Here is a 16,436-nt window from a genome sequence, read left to right as displayed (position 1 = left end):
TTTTCTTAATAATGAAAAATTCGTTACAAAAGGAGAGATAAATGAAGTGAAAACTCATCCTTTAATTTCAATAATTTTTCCAGCCAAAAATGAAGGGGAAAATGTGAAAAACACTCTTGATTCATTATTTTCAGTTGAAACACATTATTCCTTCGAAGTGATAATTATAAACGATGGATCATCAGATAATTGCTGCGATTTTCTTAATACCTATAAACACGCAAACCAAGTTAAACTTTTTCAAACAGAAGGAATTGGAGCTGCTAACGCACGAAATTTAGGAGCAACAAAAGCTTCTGGAGAATTCCTGATTTTTTGCGATGCTCATTTACAGTTTGAAGATTTGTGGATCGATCATATTGTAGAACCCCTGCTTACAGGAAAATCAGATGCAGTAACCCCGGCAATCGCTTCGTTTGGCAATTCCGATTTCATTGGCTATGGTCAGACCTTAAAGTCAAACCTTAGAATTAAATGGAACTCTAAACAAAAAGGCCTCTTTGAAACTGCCGTATTACCCGGAGGATGTTTTATTATCTCAAAAAAAGTGTTTGAATATGTGGGCGGATTTGAAACGGGATTCAAAACTTGGGGACATGAAGATGTAGAGCTTTCTATTAAGCTATGGCTGTTTGGATTTCGCTGCCACGTTCTGCCTAATGTAAAGATAATCCATTTATTCAGAAAAACTCACCCCTATGAAGTTAGCTATGATGAAGTTTATTATAATTTATTAAGGATGGCCTACTCTCATTTTAATACTCAACGCATACAAAAGTGCAAAAAACTCATGATCCATGTAAAAGCAAACCCCATTGAATCCCAAGTGCTCCTTGATGGAGTTAAAAAGCAGCGACGGGCCTACTTTCAAAAACGAAAATATGATGATGATTGGTACTTTGCCAAATTTAATATAGATTTCTAGATTTTACAGAGCGCCCTATCTCCCTAGAGAGAGCCATGTCGTTTTTATAATTCCTTTCTAAATAAATCAAAATGACGAAAGGTGAGAATGTAAATGAAAGAGCTATTTACAAATATTTATAAGAAAAACATGTGGGGAAACTCTGAGTCTGTCTCTGGTACGGGTTCATCACTTACTCAAACCAAAACACTCATTCAGGAATTACCAAGCATAATAAAACAACTTCAGATAAAAAAAATGATAGATGCACCATGTGGTGATTTTAATTGGATGAAGGAAGTATACAAAAGTACAGAATTATATATTGGAATTGATATCGTCGATGAGATAATAAAAAGAAATAAAAAAAAATATCCATTAAACAATGTGCAGTTTTTTCATATGGACATTACAAAAGATCGTCTACCTACAGGTGATTTAATTCTCTGTCGAGATTGTCTTGTACACTTTAGTTTTTCTGATATTCATTTAGCTTTAAACAATTTTAAAGCAAGCCAGTCGAGGTATTTATTAACGACTACATTTACTAACCTTACGCGTAATCATGAAATAAGGACAGGAAGCTGGCGCCCTCTTAATCTAGAGATCGAGCCATTCAACTTTCCCAAACCTATCTTGGTTATTAATGAAAATTGTACGGAAGGAAAAATGAAATATTCGGATAAATCACTAGCCTTATGGGATTTAAATCTAATCAATTTATAAAATAGAATAAATGCGGCAAATAAAAAATTGATTTACCTCTAGATACTCGCATTTCGGAGCTATAGTTAACATAAGCTTATTCCTACGTTTGTTGGGTATCATGAAGCATCATGATCATGATTATGATTATAATGAATATAATGTTATTATCAATAAAGTTTTTCTATTAGTCATACAGTTCACAATTCTTCGCTGATTTATCCGGACCTATATTCCCATAAACATATTGCAGTTAAAAACAATAGTAATAAAATGGTAAATTCAACAAGAATAATTGACCATACCCCAAAGTTGACGCTAATTACTCTTTCCCCATAAATTTCAGACCTTGGTATAGTTCTTTCGACCATTTGGTATCCAACAAATAACGCTGGTTTGTAGTTTTGATCATCTAAATTACATCTAGCCCTTTGTTAACAATAGCCTATATGAGGGGCTGCTAGGTAGGAGGTAAAAAATTGAAGCGTAATAAATATCCACCTGATACATCACCACTAACCTCCATTATCATTCTAACCCGAAATGGTCTTGCTTTTACAAAGGAATGCATATCGAGCATATTTCGACACACCAGGGAAAACTTTGAATTGATCTTAATTGACAATGGGTCTACGGATGGGACCGTTGAATTTCTTAAAACGCTTCCTAACTCCAAGGTAATTGCAAATAAAAAAAATAAAGGATTTTCCGGCGGATGCAATCAGGGCATTACTATTGCAAGAGGAGAAAATATTGTCCTTCTAAACAATGATACTGTTGTTACAAACGAATGGTTATGCCGGCTACTTTGGCAACTCAATAAAAATCCTTCCATTGGCATCGTTGGGCCCAGATCAAATAATGTCGTCTCACATCAAGCAATTATTCCAACTCCCTACAAGACTATGGATCAAATGCAAAAATTCGCTAATGAATGGACACAAAAGCATGATCAGCAAGGCTATGAAGTGGATTACTTAAGCGGCCTTTGTATGATTTTTAAAAGAAGTTTGATTGATATGATTGGGGGTCTTGATGAACGCTTTTCTCCTGGATATTTTGAAGATGCAGATTTCAGTATAAGAGCTCAAATTTCTAATAGGGAACTATGGGTAGCAAATGATGTTTTTATTCATCATTATGGCAGTAGTAGTTTTAGGTTAAATAGAGCATTGCAGAATAAAATCATCCTAAACAGCCAAAAAAAGTTCCTTCTTAAATGGAGGATGAGTGATCTTAAAGAGATTAAAGAAACTGTGGAACGCGAAAAGCCTTTCAATCGGGAACATCATTATATTCCCTTTTGAAGGGCTTTTATATTTTCAAAAAAGAATCTTCCACTCAAAAGGCTCTCCTGTTTTAAATTTAGATAACAACGAATGGTCCATTTTAACTGGATTCGTAACCGGAAGCTTTAGCTTCATCGCTACCTGTTTTTCTATAGGATGTAAACAATTCTGCAGGCTAATGTAATAGTTTTCATGCTTAAATAGGGTGCCATCCGGCAAAATAGGGGTGCTTTCGGATAATTCCTCAATAGGCAAACCATCTGGTAATTGGGCTAATAAATGTTCTTCAGTGGATATTATCTTATCCCACCTAAAATTAAAATCACTGAATGTTTTTTCGTTTTTAATGAGGTGCTTATGATTATTTTGTAGATAATATACAGCTGGGTGATTTTGCGCCTTTACAAGTCTTTGATTAGGAAAAAGCAAAAAGTTTATAAATACCTGACTGTCGACTGGTGTTCCCTCTTTATATTTGAAAAGAAATGGATCCGGAATCTTCACAACCATACTAGGATCATATTTTAATTTTATAAACACTTCTTGGGAAACCTTTCTCCGTACTTGATTTTCAATAATATAAGTCTCAGAAGAAGGCCCTCTCACAAGAGTTCCGGTTGGTATGCTCTTTGGCAAATGAGTATATAGCCTCTGGAATGATTTATCATCTTTAATCGCGATATCTAAAATTTCCGGAATAGGATGAAATGGTTTATATTTAGTTAAACGACTCCAAAAAGCTGCATCACCATTATACCAGTATGCTTGATCATCATTCCAGTAGCTTCCAAATTCATTGAATATTCTTTCTGCAAGGTTTCGAGTATGCATGATTGAACAATGATCAACCCACCCCACAGGGTTCTTTAATACTCCATATGTTTTTCGAACTTTTTCCTGTTCAACTATTCCATATTCGTTAATGGTTTTCACCAATTGCTGTGAATATACGATTTCTATAAAAGAATTTTGATTCAGTACTTTTACCATCGTTTCAAAGCGTGAAGGTAAAAATGAATTGTCATCCGTTAGATAAGTAAGATACTTTCCTCTTGTCTTAGGAATCGCTTCATTAATTAATGTTGCATACCTTGTTGTTTTGTATCTTTCACTGTCTTGAATGTTACTGTTAAAATAATGTATTCTTGGCTTATTTATATATTGCTTTATGATTTTTACTGTTTCTTCATTGGAGTTATCGTCCATAATGAAAAGTTCCCAATTCTTATAAGTTTGATCGAGAACACTTTCTATGGCTTTCCCAATTGTATGGGGTTTGTTATAACTAGTTAAAATGATTGATATAATTTGAGTCATATGATTTCCTCCACATATATGGAATTGATTTACGACCTACTTATTTTACATTTTCAATAGTAGTTATTACGCCCTTTGGTTACCCTTACCTTTTTTGGTTCATGCCCCTAATAAGTACTTCTGCCACCTCAGGGCGAGTAAATTCCGGTGGTGGAGTAAGACCATCATGAAGCATTGCCCTGACTTTCGTTCCACTTAAAATGAACCTATCGTCAGCAGAATGAGGGCATGTCTTCAATGAAGCCATATTCATACACTTTTTACAGTAAAAGCTATGTTAAAAAACAATGGTTTAATACCTATTTTCTTAGGGTCAAACTGGCTAAAAATTTATTGTGCATCGTACGTTCCATAATAATTTCCTACCCCAGCATGATCACGGCCGACAATAAAGTGTGTACAACCATAATTCTTTCGAACAAGCGCATGAAAGACCGCTTCCCTGGGACCTGCATAGCGCATAGCCGCTGGATAAATGGCAAGTCGGACTCGGTCCAATGGATAGTAATATTTTAATAAGATTTGATAGCTTTCCATCCGAACATCTGCAGGTATATCATCCTCTTTAGTTTCACCCACAAGAGGATTCAACAAAAGCCCATCAACCGTTTCTAATGCTGTTTTTTGCAAGTATTCATTGGCTCGATGCACCGGATTTCTAGTTTGAAAGCCGACCACAGTACTCCAACCTAAGTCGTTGAACATTTTTCTAGTTTCGTTTGGACTCATATAAAATTCTTCAAACGGTTTATGTGAAGGCCTATTTACTAGAAAAATAGGTCCAGCAATATACATGTCCCCTTGCTCAAATAACTTTTTGACCCCAGGGTGGTTAGAATCTATTGTTTTTTAAACGAGACGGGCTTCTTCCTGTTTATCGTATTCGAACATATCCTCTACCTGAATGATCCCGGACAGTTCCCCCTCACTGCTGTATACAGCAATTTCATCGCCCACATTTAAACGATTCGCATCTTCCTTTGTTACAGGAAGAGTAATCGGTATCGTCCATGGTAATCCATTTGCTAGATGCATATTTTTCAAGACGCTCTTGTAATCTTCTTTCCCCATAAATCCAATAAGTGGACTAAACCCTCCGCAGGAAATCATTTCCATATCCGAAATGTTCCATTTTAAGATAATTAGGGACGAAAGGGATTGACACATATCCAAATATTCTTCACGAGGAATTCCTATTAATTCATGATTAATCAGCTTGCCGCCATGTGGCTCAATTATGGTTCTTTGAACATCCACATATAACACCTCAATCATTTGGTATGTTCTACAGTCGCTTATTCTGTTTTAATTATCAATTCCTAAATGCTCATTATCCTTTAAAAAGTCAATAATCTGAAGCACACATTCTTCAATAGAATATTGACTGGTTTCAATAATTATTTCAGGGTTTACCGGTTCTTCATAAGGAGCCGAAATCCCCGTGAAATGAGTGACTTCTCCTATTCTAGCCTTCTTATATAATCCTTTGGGATCTCGTTTTTCACAGGCTTCTAGAGGACACTTGACATAAATCTCAAGAAACTCACCCTCATGAACCTTTTTTCTGACATCATCACGGTCACTAGCATAAGGCGAAATAAACGTGGCTAATACCACAATCCCGCTATCGACAAATATTTTGGCAACTTCCCCTATTCGGCGTATATTTTCCTCGCGATCTTCAGAACTAAAACCCAGGTCTTCATTTAATCCTTTCCGTAAATTATCACCATCTAAAATGTATGTTGAGATCCCCTTCTTATGCAGTCTTCCCTCAACCATATTCGCGATTGTAGACTTACCTGAACCTGATAAACCCGTAAACCAAAGAATATAGCTTTTATGTCCATGTAAAGCTTGCCTGAGCTCTTTTGTAACGGAAAAAGAATGATGATAGATATTCTCCTGTTGACCCATGTAATCTCCCCTATATTTTTATTGTGAAACACTTTTTTATTTTTCCGGATGGCCATGGCTAATGAAACTGACCAACCAATTAAAATAAGCGCAAATAACTAACGGGAGACCAATAATCATGATAGACCAAGTGTTCATCAAGGTTCGAGCATTCGTCAATATAATAAATCCCCCAACAAGGACTCCCAATAAATAAGAAGGCAATTTTGTTACGATCCATGCAGCAATGGGTGCAGCAATAATTCCCCCTGCCATAAGTGCGATTACCCAAAACCAGTTCACTTCCTGCCAACCTAATGCAATTAGAAACCCCAAACTTGCAGAAACAGCAATAGCAAACTCACTTGTATCCACTGTACCAACTACTTTTCTAGCAGCAACCCTATTTTGAGATAAAAGGACCGGAGTTGTAATGGGCCCCCATCCACCCCCGCCCGTTGCATCTGCAAATTCGGCAATCGCTCCTAAGTAGATCGATTTTTTTCATCGACAGGATTCAACAACATAAAGCGAAAAAGTACATATACACCAAGAATCAATAGAAAAAAAGAAATATATGGTTTTACTATATCACCATGTAAATTGCTCTAAAAGCAAGCTCCTGCAAATGCCCCAATAGATCCGGGGATGGTTAATTTAAAAAGAGCTTGCTAATCCACGTTTCCGAATTTCATATGAGAAACACCAGATGCAGCAGTGGTTACTACTTCGGCCAAATGTACTGATGCCGAAGCGACAGCAGGGGCCATTCCAAAGGTCAACAACATCGATGTAGAAGTAACCCCATACGCCATACCTAAGGATCCATCAATTAGCTGAGCCAAAAAACCGATAAATGCAAAAATATTGAGTTTAATCAAGATTGAACCTCCGTACAACTTCTCTCTTTTTTGTATGCGCTTTGTTGGGGAAAAACTAAAATGAGTCTTAAATAATATTGAACTCAAAATATAATAGCCAAACTGTTAATAAATATATAAATAAGAATCTTGGATTTCTTGATACCTCTACAACAATATACATTAAATAATTAGCGTAAATCCCAAAAAATTATTCAGTAAAACCCTTATAATTTTGTAGCTTTCATATTTCCACAAAAATCATGTATCCATTATTTTTTTCTTTTCACTTAAAAAGTTAAAAAAGAGCCTTAAGGGGTCGTCAGTCAGAAAGGTTAAGCACATCATAGGTTATTATTCCTATGATTCCGCTGATGAACCGAAGGATTAGACTTTAGCCTTTTAAGTCCATTTGCTAACTTTCAACTTGTGGAAAGCAATATGGATCGAATATTATGCCTATTATCAAACCAATGGTTTTTATCCTCTTTTGATGTTATGGCCCTCACAGTTTCCTTAAAATAGGCTTCGTGATGGAACCGTTTATACCCTCGTTGAGTATTCGTGTTTTTTGTGGGACTAGCGATTTCTCGTTATAGAATAAAGTTCCTTTGGATAAGGATTGTAACCAGTGGTAATTGTGATTTTGCCATCCCTCAATTTTATGACCTACCTACTGCTACACATTTGTTTTACAAAGAATTTGAATACATGTACCAAATGGAACCATTCTCGAAGGATCGTAGTGAAGATGGTAAAGCCAGAAGGTGAGCAATTATTTCCCTATACTTTTATCTGACAATCCTAACCTATCCCTAAGAATGTTTATTAAGTTCTAACTAGGAACAATGGGGAATTCATTAATGAGGATAAAAATGGTTTAGCGTTTGATCAGCTAGGTAGCACTGATGATTCCAATACAAACACAATGAATATTCAAATATTTAGCAAAATTTAAAAATGGTTAATTGGTCTTTACTCTCCAAAGAAAATGAAGAAAAAACCGGATTGAAACGGAAAGAATTCAACTGATAAAAATAGCTGTACCAGACCTTAAATTCCTCCCGCCACAAATCTGACAAATTACATAGCACCTGCCTATCAGAAGATGTTCTAGGTATTTTGGCAAACATTAATTGACTCCCCATCTTCCGGTACTGTAAACAATAAAAATGTCAATTTTCAATATATTAATTAGATACAAGTAAATGTTAATTAATATTATTCAGGTGAGCTTTTCAAATTAAGGTTAGGGATATTTTAAAAATGAAATCAGGCCTCAAAAAAAAGCTACAATTTTGCAATTAATCGCAAAAATCCTATAAGAAAAATCAATCTATGAATAATTCATGTTTGTGAATTCGTATGATATCGTCTTTAACTTCAAAAAATAAATCTGGACGTTTATTATTTATATAGTTTTCTAATTCTTGAATAGTAGGATAATCATTTAATACCGGATTAGGTCCGATAAAACAACGTGCGTCATCTATAAGAATTACATGTTCCTTAATTGGATGAGTCAAAATATAATCTAATTCTTGCATAATCGGAGTATCAAGGTCTCCTCTTGCAGTATCATTTGTACCTGGAATATAGTGTCCGTCTAACCAGAATAGACATGGTACTGAAATATTCTCAAGTATTTTTGGTAGCACTTTCCCGCTATCACCGTGAACGATAGTCACATGAGGTGAATCAGAAAATTTTGCTGCTGCAGCATTAAATAATTTTTCGTCCAATTCTACAGAGATGATTTTGTCAAATTGGTTTATCATCACTTGAACCATTTCTCCATAGTAAGTTCCTGTTTCTATTAAGGTACGTAATTTAAATATTTCAGAGTATTTTTTTACGTTCTCTACTCTTACAGTATATGGTTTATCTCCAATAGTCCAAAAATTCAGAATTTCATCTTTTGTCAAATCATTAGGCAACGTTAAATTTTTTCTCCAATAATTAATTAATTCATTTTCATTCAAGATTTTCACTCCTATGAATAAATTTCAGATGGTATCGGACCACTGTATATTATGTTTTTATTTAACACTAATATTAGGATGTGTAAAAAATGGTTAGCTATAGTTATATAATCATAGTGAATTAACAATCTTTAAATTTTAAAATCACTTATTTCTCCAGAAAAGCTTTTATTAATAAGTCATGCCCTTTACGGGGTACCCATTCAAAATTTGGTACAAAACGCACTTCAAGGCCAGGTATATCATCTTTATGGCACCTGGATGAAATTGTTTGGAATCCACTCCAATTGGGCTCACTTTGATTTTTTTATGAAGTACCCCACTTCTTTGTTAAATTGGGAAGGTACCCATACTTGATCCATTTAATTGCATTTTTCTACCCACTGTTGTGGGATGCAATCAGATTCAAGCATCGTTAACCCAATTTTTTTCCAGGAATGATGTTAAACTCTTGAGCAATGTTAATTTGAAGAATTGGTCCTTCCGGCAGAACATTCCTTTCAACAAATAGAAAGAAGACGTTGTTTTTGTGAATCAGGTACCCGCATTCCAATTGACTCCAGTCCTAGGTATAATCCTTACAGTATAACCTTTGTCAAGAAGCCCAAAAGCAATTGAACGAAGTGCCTGTGCATAACCCCATGCATCAAATGAAGGTCCAATAATTGATATTTTCAATTTAATCCATCCCACATGTTCATTTCTAAAAAAATTTATTGAGTCAGGTCAAGTATGATTTAATATTTGTCAACGTAAATGTTAAAGTACTTGAAACTGATCCAATGTATTAAAAACATATGGATAAACTTTTTTTAGATTCTTATATCCTTCATCCTCATTTTTGACATGGTGATTATGCACTGATACTTACATGCAGCATGCCAATCTCTTGCAGTAACTACTGCCTGAACATAATAGCCCTTTTGACACAGTTGTTCAATATACTGTTGAATATAAGGCCATTTTCCTCCATGCGGAACACTTCTTCTAAAAACAATTGGTTGTTCAGGTGGAGGAAATTCAGCGTCATCCCATTACTGAATATGTTCATCACTTCCAAGGCATCCTGCTTTAATAAGAATTCTTGTAACTAACCGTGTTCCGCTACTCTCAGGTCCAAAAAATTAAATTGCATTGGTTGAAGAGTTAGTCATTTTTAGACACCTCTTAGATATACTAATAAGCTATATTATGTTTAAATATTTAAAAATGGTAATACTTTTTGCGGATTTTAAATAGTCCATTTTGAGAAATTTATTCCTAAAAAGTCATATTTGATTATTTTATCTATTATAGTAGCTTTTACCCCACATTAAATCATTTAAAGATAACTTCCCTATAAAATTGAAAACACAAAAAGCCATTCTCTATTAAACATATTTAATTCTTTTCTTTTTATTCAAGCTATCAATTGCCGCTGACACGCCTGGTGTAATCACCGGTGATAAAATGGTTCTTCCGACATTTTGGTGATGTCCTTTTGGTGTAATTATAGAGTACATCATTACCTTGGAAGCGTTGAAAATGGATTTTCAAACACTAAAAACATGGGTATTCTTTACATGTGCCACTACTAAAACGGTAATGAATTTGTACTTTCGATCTGATCAACTCTGTAACCGCTGTCATTCCTGCCAAACTGTGGATTCTATAATACATAGCCGGGACTGGTGAACTTACAGCAGTTTGTTCATTACCTGCAATCTGAATGGTCAGCTGTCAAGAATGCACCATTGTATTCTTGGAGTAATTGACTTGTAGAAGGACATGTTAATGGGTTAAAAATAATTAAAAGGAATATGTATGGAAGAGCAATCTTTTATTTACTTTACAAAAAAGATCTATACCTGTCGGTCTATTAGATTTCTGAAAAATTATTATTCAATTTAGATAACTCGCTATTTAGGAATTCAACAAAATGTAAGGAGAATCATTTTAATTCCATTTCCAAGCTTCAGAGAAATTCTTCAAACTACATTTTTAAATTTATAAATTTTCAGATGGTAATTATAATCAAAGTTTTATTAACAAATATACAAATACCTGGTTTATGATTTGATTGTATTGCCTGTAACTTTTAATGATTTGCGACATACCTTATAAGTAATTACGAATGAAAGCCTGCTCTTCACCTACCCAGACATATGATTATAAAAGCTTAAGACCCCAGTCCCGGACTTGGCAGAGAGACTTTTCTTTCACATTAGCCGCTTTTGCGAACTCTATAAACTCTATACACGATTATTGAGTTGACTAAAAACCAATAATGCTCATTTATTTGGTACTTAGTTGTAATAACCCCAAAAACTGAATGAAAAAAAGATTTACTGGGACTGACTCTTCTAAGGGCTTTAATTACAATAAATTTCCGATAGTAAGAATTCGATTCTTTAACACTCTTTGTCATATCGCATAAGATACCAGAAATGATAATTGAATATAGAGCTTTTTTACCGGGAAGGGTGAGAGGATGAAAGCAGTAATTCTGGCTGGAGGGCTTGGAACAAGAATTAGTGAAGAAACACATCTTAAGCCTAAGCCAATGGTTGAAATCGGTGGGAAACCGATACTCTGGCATATTATGAAAATATACTCACATCATGGGATTAATGATTTTATTATCTGTTTAGGATATAAAGGTTATGTAATAAAGGAATATTTCGCCAATTATTTTTTGCATATGTCTGATGTTACATTTGATATGAGTAAGAACGAAATGATTATTCATCAAAATAGTGCCGAGCCATGGAAAGTGACACTTGTTGATACAGGGGAAGAGACAATGACTGGTGGACGACTAAAAAGGGTAACGCAATATATTGGGGAGGGAACTTTTTGCTTCACATATGGCGATGGGGTTAGCAACGTAAATATCCGAGAACTCTTACAATTTCATAAAAAGCATGGAAAGTTGGCTACAGTGACTACAGTCCATCCACCAGGACGATTTGGGGAATTAAGTATTTCGAATAATCAAGTAGTAGAATTTAAAGAAAAACCCCAATGGAATGGAAATTGGATAAATGGAGGATTTTTTGTATTGCAACCTGAAATAATTAGCTTTATCGAAGGAGACGAAGTAATGTGGGAAAAGGAACCAATTGAAACATTAGCTAAGAATAATGAATTAGTCGCCTATCAACACAGAGGGTTTTGGCAACCGATGGATACGTTAAGGGATCGAATGAAACTAGAGGAAATGTGGAAAGAAGAAAAAGCTCCATGGAAGGTGTGGTGATATGGTAAATAAAGAATTTTGGAATGGAAAAAAGGTACTGATCACTGGACATACAGGGTTTAAAGGGACTTGGCTCACGCTTTGGCTTGCTTCCCTTGGAGCTGAAGTAATTGGATACTCTCTAGATCCTCCTTCAAGTCCAAATTTATACGAAATTACCGAAACGTCAAGAGAATGTCTTTCGTATTATGGCGATATTAACAATTATTCACAACTTCAGGAAACAATGACCACTTATCAACCCCAAATTATTTTTCATATGGCTGCACAACCACTCGTCAGAACATCTTACCAATATCCTATTGAGACATTTCACACTAATGTTATCGGTACAGTTCATGTTTTGGAAGCGGTAAGGAAGACAGCGAGTGCACGGGTTGTTATAAACATAACAAGTGACAAATGTTATCAAAACAATGATAAAGACCCAAGATCTTTTTGTGAAAATGATCGGTTGGGAGGACACGACCCATACAGTGCAAGTAAAGCATGTGCCGAGCTTGTTACAGAGTCTTATCGAAAATCTTTTTTTAATTTAAAATGCCATTCCGATATTAGATTGGCTTCAGCAAGAGCCGGAAATGTAATTGGGGGTGGAGACTGGGCAGAAGGCCGCTTGTTTACTGATATGATGAAAGCTTTTCTCTATGGAAAAGAATTAAATATAAGAAATCCAAATGCCGTTCGCCCATGGCAACATGTCCTCGAACCGTTAAATGGATATTTGCTCCTTGCAGAAAAACTATGGAATGATTCACAGTATAGTGATGGCTGGAATTTTGGACCAATTGCAGAAAAGGACATCAGCGTAGATGAGGTAGTGAATATAACCATGAAATTATGGGACAAACAGATTGAGATTAATTATGACAATAATGATCATCCACATGAATCACCATTTTTAAAGCTTAATAGTTCTAATGCTTTTCAAAGGCTTGGATGGAAACCCAAATTATCGACAAAAGAATCTATAGATTGGGCAGTTCAATGGTACAAAAACTATGAAGTAGGTGAAAATATGAACAAATTCACTTTAAAGCAGATTAATGACTTCCAAAAATTAAAGCGAATTTGAAACCCTATTAATATCAAATATAAATTAGACTAAAAGGTGTGATAGAATGTCGCTTCCTACTGGAATTGTTTGGGTAGGTCATGTCTATGATATTGGAGGATATGGAAATGTTAGTAGAAATTATCTAAGAATGTTAAAAAAATTAGAAATTCCGGTCCATATTCATATTATTGGTGCCGTGCACGAGGAAATTGGAAAAGATGATTTGGAATTTATACAGAGTATTAACCGTCCGATTAATCAGTTGGGCTCAGATCCTTTTTTAATTATTCATAGTACCCCAGAAATTTTTTCAACTTATAAAGACCTTTATAATTTCCGAAAAAAAATTGGAGTAACTATTTTTGAAACAGATCGCATCCCAACTCATTGGGTAGGATTGTGCAATCAAATGGATGAAATTTGGGTTCCTTCAAAATTTAATTATAAGACTTTTACTCAATCGGGAGTTAATGAATCAAGAATTAGAATTATTCCTTATGGTATAGATACAGAAAATCTTAATCATGTAATTAATTCTTACTCATTTCCAAAGAAGGCCAAATCATTTTCTTTTTTATATACCTTTCAATTTGATTATAGAAAAGGAATAGACTTGTTGATAAAGAGCTACTGTGAAGAATTCACTAGTAAAGATGATGTTTCTCTTACTTTAAAGGTATACGCATATGATGAAAAAATTGAAATCGAAAAAATAATTCGATCATATATACCTATAAGAAATAATCTTCCAAGTATTCACATCATTAGCAATAAGTTACCTAGAGATGAACTACTATCTCTATATTCAAGTTGTTCTTGTTATGTATCTACTGACAGGGCATGTGGATGGGGTATGCCCCAAATGGAAATGATGGTCATGGGAAAGCCTGTAATAACAATAAATTGGAGTGGATCAACAGAATTTACGAATGAAAATAATGCTATTCTTATTCAACCTTTAGACGAACTTGAGCCAGTAGATAAATACCTCGAAATATCAAGACCTTTATTATATTCAGGTCATAAATGGGCTAAGGTTTCTGAAGAAAATGTAAGAAAGGCATTAAGGTTTGCGTTTGAAAATCAAGAAAAAGGATATGAATTAGGACAAAAGGCTAAAGAGGAGATTAACAAAAATTATTCAATCGATGAAATTGCAAAAGTTTTAAAAATTAATTTATCAATTTAAAAAGTTAACTATTTGAATTAAGATCATACTTGCTTTATTTTAAGAAATGAAATTAGGAGGTAATGTTTAATGAAATTGTCTGCTGATAGCAGTGAGTTATTTTCAGATCTCACCAATGGAACTATTTCTATAGATTGTGGTGCACATGTGGGGAATGTCACAGAAAAAATGGCGGAAAAAGGGGCGCTTGTTTATGCTTTTGAACCCAATCCCTTTGCTTTTGAAAAATTGAAAAATAGATTTTTGAATTATCCTAATGTTATTTGTTTTAATCAAGCAGTTTGGCATAAAAACGATAAAATTTTTCTATATTTTGAAAAAGGAGCAAGCCAATATCCTATCGAAAATTGTGTAGGGTCTTCAATTATTTCATATAATCCATATATTGATCAAAAAGATTCTATAGAAATAGAAGCTGTTGATTTTACAGAATTTTTAAACAATATAGATAAGAAAATTAAATTAGTAAAGTTGGATATTGAAGGGGCTGAATTTGATGTGTTGAGAAAGATGATTGATTTAAATTTACATGAGAATATAGAAACGATTGTGGTTGAGACTCATGAATGGCTGATTCCAGAGATGAAATCTGCAGCTGAAAATTTAAAAGAATTGATAAGAGAAAGGAATATTACAAATATTTTTTTAAATTGGATATAAAAATTTTCCTAAATCATTAATCTACGTATAAAGGTATTAGTTACTTATAAATAACATCTTGTAAAATCTCCATCAACAGCTAATGTAATTGATGATAATGACTCCATGAAACACCAGATGATTATTGTTATTATCCCTATTGTGTAGAAAAGCAAAATGATCCTGTTTTGTTTTACACAGGAGGGATTTTTTTATGGATAGAACAAAATGGACAGTAGAACAGAAAAGTGGGAATCGAATTGGTAAGAATGACGGCAATTTTCAATCTAGGCAACATTTATTTTTTGCATATTCCCGAATATACAGATATTAATCATAAAAAAAAGAGATTATATTTTATTAAATAGATACATCAATAGTTACTTTTAAATGCGTACTGTCCATTTCTTTATGCACACTAGTATCTCTCAAATGTTAATTAACTTCCCTTCCTACTTGTTTAACTATTTCTTTAATGCCATCTATCAATTTGATCTTACTAGACCAGCCTAACGATGTTAAAGGTTCGATATTTGCTTTAGAGAACATAATTTCATCATCTCGATAAGGAAGGCTCCCAAACTTTAATATTGTCTTGGATTTGGTTATTTTATGAGCAAGTTCTACAAACTCACGAATAGAGGTTTCTTTACCAGTTCCTAACTCAAATTCTTCAAAAAAGCTTGTTGACTTAGATATTCCTTTTTGTAGTAAAGTGAGATAGGCAGAGACCGCATCATCTACATAAATAAAATCACGTTTTTGTTCTCCAGGTGTTAATAACACCTCTGGTACGTTTTTTAAACAACTATTAATAATATAAGGTACAAACTTTTGACTATGATCATCAAAAGGTCCATATAAATGTTCTAGTTTTACATTAATAAAATTAATTTTCTTTTTGATTGAAATAACCTTTCCCCATTCAAGAAAAGTCTTCTTCGAAAGATTATAATTTATAAGATAATTGCTTATTGAATTAATATTAGAAAAAGTATCAGTATTGATAAAAAGTCTTGTTTTATAACTTACAGCCATTTCAAGAAGTTGTAAAGGGAATATTAAATTTGCCTCTACGATCTCCCTAATACTTTCGTTATTACGTCCATAACAAGTCGCTGTATGAATGACAGCATCTATTTTTCTAGAGTCTTGAAAGGGGATCTCTAAATCTATTTCATCAAGATTATACATTGTAATATGTGGTGTCAATTTGGCAATTCGGTAACTATTTGAAAAACTGCGTTTTAGTATAATTACTTCATAGCCTTCTTTTACTAGAGTTTTGACAAGAAAACTCCCTAAAAAACCTGTAGCTCCAGTAACTAATACCCTCATAATCATTTTCCCCTTTTAACAA

General features: G+C 34.0%; 12 protein-coding genes and 2 pseudogenes. 7 read left to right on the top strand and 7 right to left on the bottom strand.

Annotation, left to right across the window (positions count from 1 at the left end; translation table 11 throughout):
- Positions 1-37 precede the first annotated feature (37 nt).
- From QFZ73_RS23670 to QFZ73_RS23660, 3 genes are all read left to right on the top strand, one after another.
- Complete coding sequence (locus QFZ73_RS23670; RefSeq protein ID WP_373459030.1) at positions 38-925, top strand: glycosyltransferase family 2 protein; 888 nt, start codon at positions 38-40, stop codon at positions 923-925.
- Between the two features lie 93 nt (positions 926-1,018).
- Entirely contained in the window at positions 1,019-1,630 is a 612-nt protein-coding gene (locus QFZ73_RS23665; RefSeq protein WP_251433907.1) for a class I SAM-dependent methyltransferase, read from the top strand.
- Positions 1,631-2,088: 458 nt separating this feature from the next.
- Positions 2,089-2,916: a glycosyltransferase family 2 protein gene (locus tag QFZ73_RS23660; RefSeq protein WP_251433910.1), complete on the top strand. Its 828-nt coding sequence runs from the start codon at positions 2,089-2,091 to the stop codon at positions 2,914-2,916.
- 15 nt (positions 2,917-2,931) lie between these two features.
- Here QFZ73_RS23660 and QFZ73_RS23655 read toward each other — a convergent pair whose 3' ends face one another.
- The 6 genes and pseudogenes from QFZ73_RS23655 to QFZ73_RS23630 all read right to left on the bottom strand — a co-directional run bounded on the left by QFZ73_RS23655 (position 2,932) and on the right by QFZ73_RS23630 (position 9,631).
- Complete coding sequence (locus QFZ73_RS23655; protein WP_307271384.1) at positions 2,932-4,215, bottom strand: glycosyltransferase family 2 protein; 1,284 nt, start codon at positions 4,213-4,215, stop codon at positions 2,932-2,934.
- Positions 4,216-4,300: 85 nt separating this feature from the next.
- Positions 4,301-5,490: pseudogene (sat, locus tag QFZ73_RS23650) on the bottom strand (sulfate adenylyltransferase).
- Positions 5,491-5,520: 30 nt separating this feature from the next.
- Positions 5,521-6,132: an adenylyl-sulfate kinase gene (gene cysC, locus QFZ73_RS23645; protein WP_307271381.1), complete on the bottom strand. Its 612-nt coding sequence runs from the start codon at positions 6,130-6,132 to the stop codon at positions 5,521-5,523.
- A 120-nt stretch (positions 6,133-6,252) separates the two neighbouring features.
- Positions 6,253-6,992, bottom strand: a pseudogene (locus QFZ73_RS23640) (sulfite exporter TauE/SafE family protein); the annotation flags it as partial.
- Between the two features lie 1,310 nt (positions 6,993-8,302).
- Positions 8,303-8,953 carry a class I SAM-dependent methyltransferase gene (locus tag QFZ73_RS23635; protein ID WP_307271376.1) on the bottom strand — a complete coding sequence of 217 codons (651 nt, stop codon included), beginning with the start codon at positions 8,951-8,953 and terminating at the stop codon, positions 8,303-8,305.
- Between the two features lie 534 nt (positions 8,954-9,487).
- Positions 9,488-9,631 carry a hypothetical protein gene (locus QFZ73_RS23630; RefSeq protein ID WP_307271373.1) on the bottom strand — a complete coding sequence of 48 codons (144 nt, stop codon included), beginning with the start codon at positions 9,629-9,631 and terminating at the stop codon, positions 9,488-9,490.
- Between the two features lie 1,792 nt (positions 9,632-11,423).
- Between QFZ73_RS23630 and rfbF the strand changes: the two genes are divergently transcribed.
- The 4 genes from rfbF to QFZ73_RS23610 all read left to right on the top strand — a co-directional run bounded on the left by rfbF (position 11,424) and on the right by QFZ73_RS23610 (position 15,097).
- Positions 11,424-12,191, top strand: coding sequence for a glucose-1-phosphate cytidylyltransferase (rfbF, locus tag QFZ73_RS23625; protein ID WP_251438296.1), 768 nt, complete (start codon positions 11,424-11,426; stop codon positions 12,189-12,191).
- Between the two features lies 1 nt (position 12,192).
- The gene (gene rfbG, locus QFZ73_RS23620) at positions 12,193-13,266 is read left to right on the top strand and encodes a CDP-glucose 4,6-dehydratase (RefSeq protein ID WP_307271369.1); all 1,074 of its coding nucleotides are present in this window, start codon (positions 12,193-12,195) and stop codon (positions 13,264-13,266) included.
- Positions 13,267-13,312: 46 nt separating this feature from the next.
- Complete coding sequence (locus QFZ73_RS23615) at positions 13,313-14,437, top strand: glycosyltransferase family 4 protein (RefSeq protein ID WP_307271367.1); 1,125 nt, start codon at positions 13,313-13,315, stop codon at positions 14,435-14,437.
- A 69-nt stretch (positions 14,438-14,506) separates the two neighbouring features.
- The gene (locus QFZ73_RS23610) at positions 14,507-15,097 is read left to right on the top strand and encodes an FkbM family methyltransferase (protein ID WP_307271363.1); all 591 of its coding nucleotides are present in this window, start codon (positions 14,507-14,509) and stop codon (positions 15,095-15,097) included.
- 414 nt (positions 15,098-15,511) lie between these two features.
- On the opposite strand, the gene QFZ73_RS23605 is transcribed toward QFZ73_RS23610, so the two are convergent.
- The gene (locus tag QFZ73_RS23605; protein ID WP_251438300.1) at positions 15,512-16,414 is read right to left on the bottom strand and encodes an NAD-dependent epimerase/dehydratase family protein; all 903 of its coding nucleotides are present in this window, start codon (positions 16,412-16,414) and stop codon (positions 15,512-15,514) included.
- Positions 16,415-16,436: the final 22 nt, after the last annotated feature.

This window comes from Peribacillus sp. V2I11 (genome assembly GCF_030817135.1).
GTDB classification, from domain to species: domain Bacteria; phylum Bacillota; class Bacilli; order Bacillales; family DSM-1321; genus Peribacillus; species Peribacillus simplex.
This window is presented reverse-complemented; position numbering and strand designations above follow the sequence as displayed.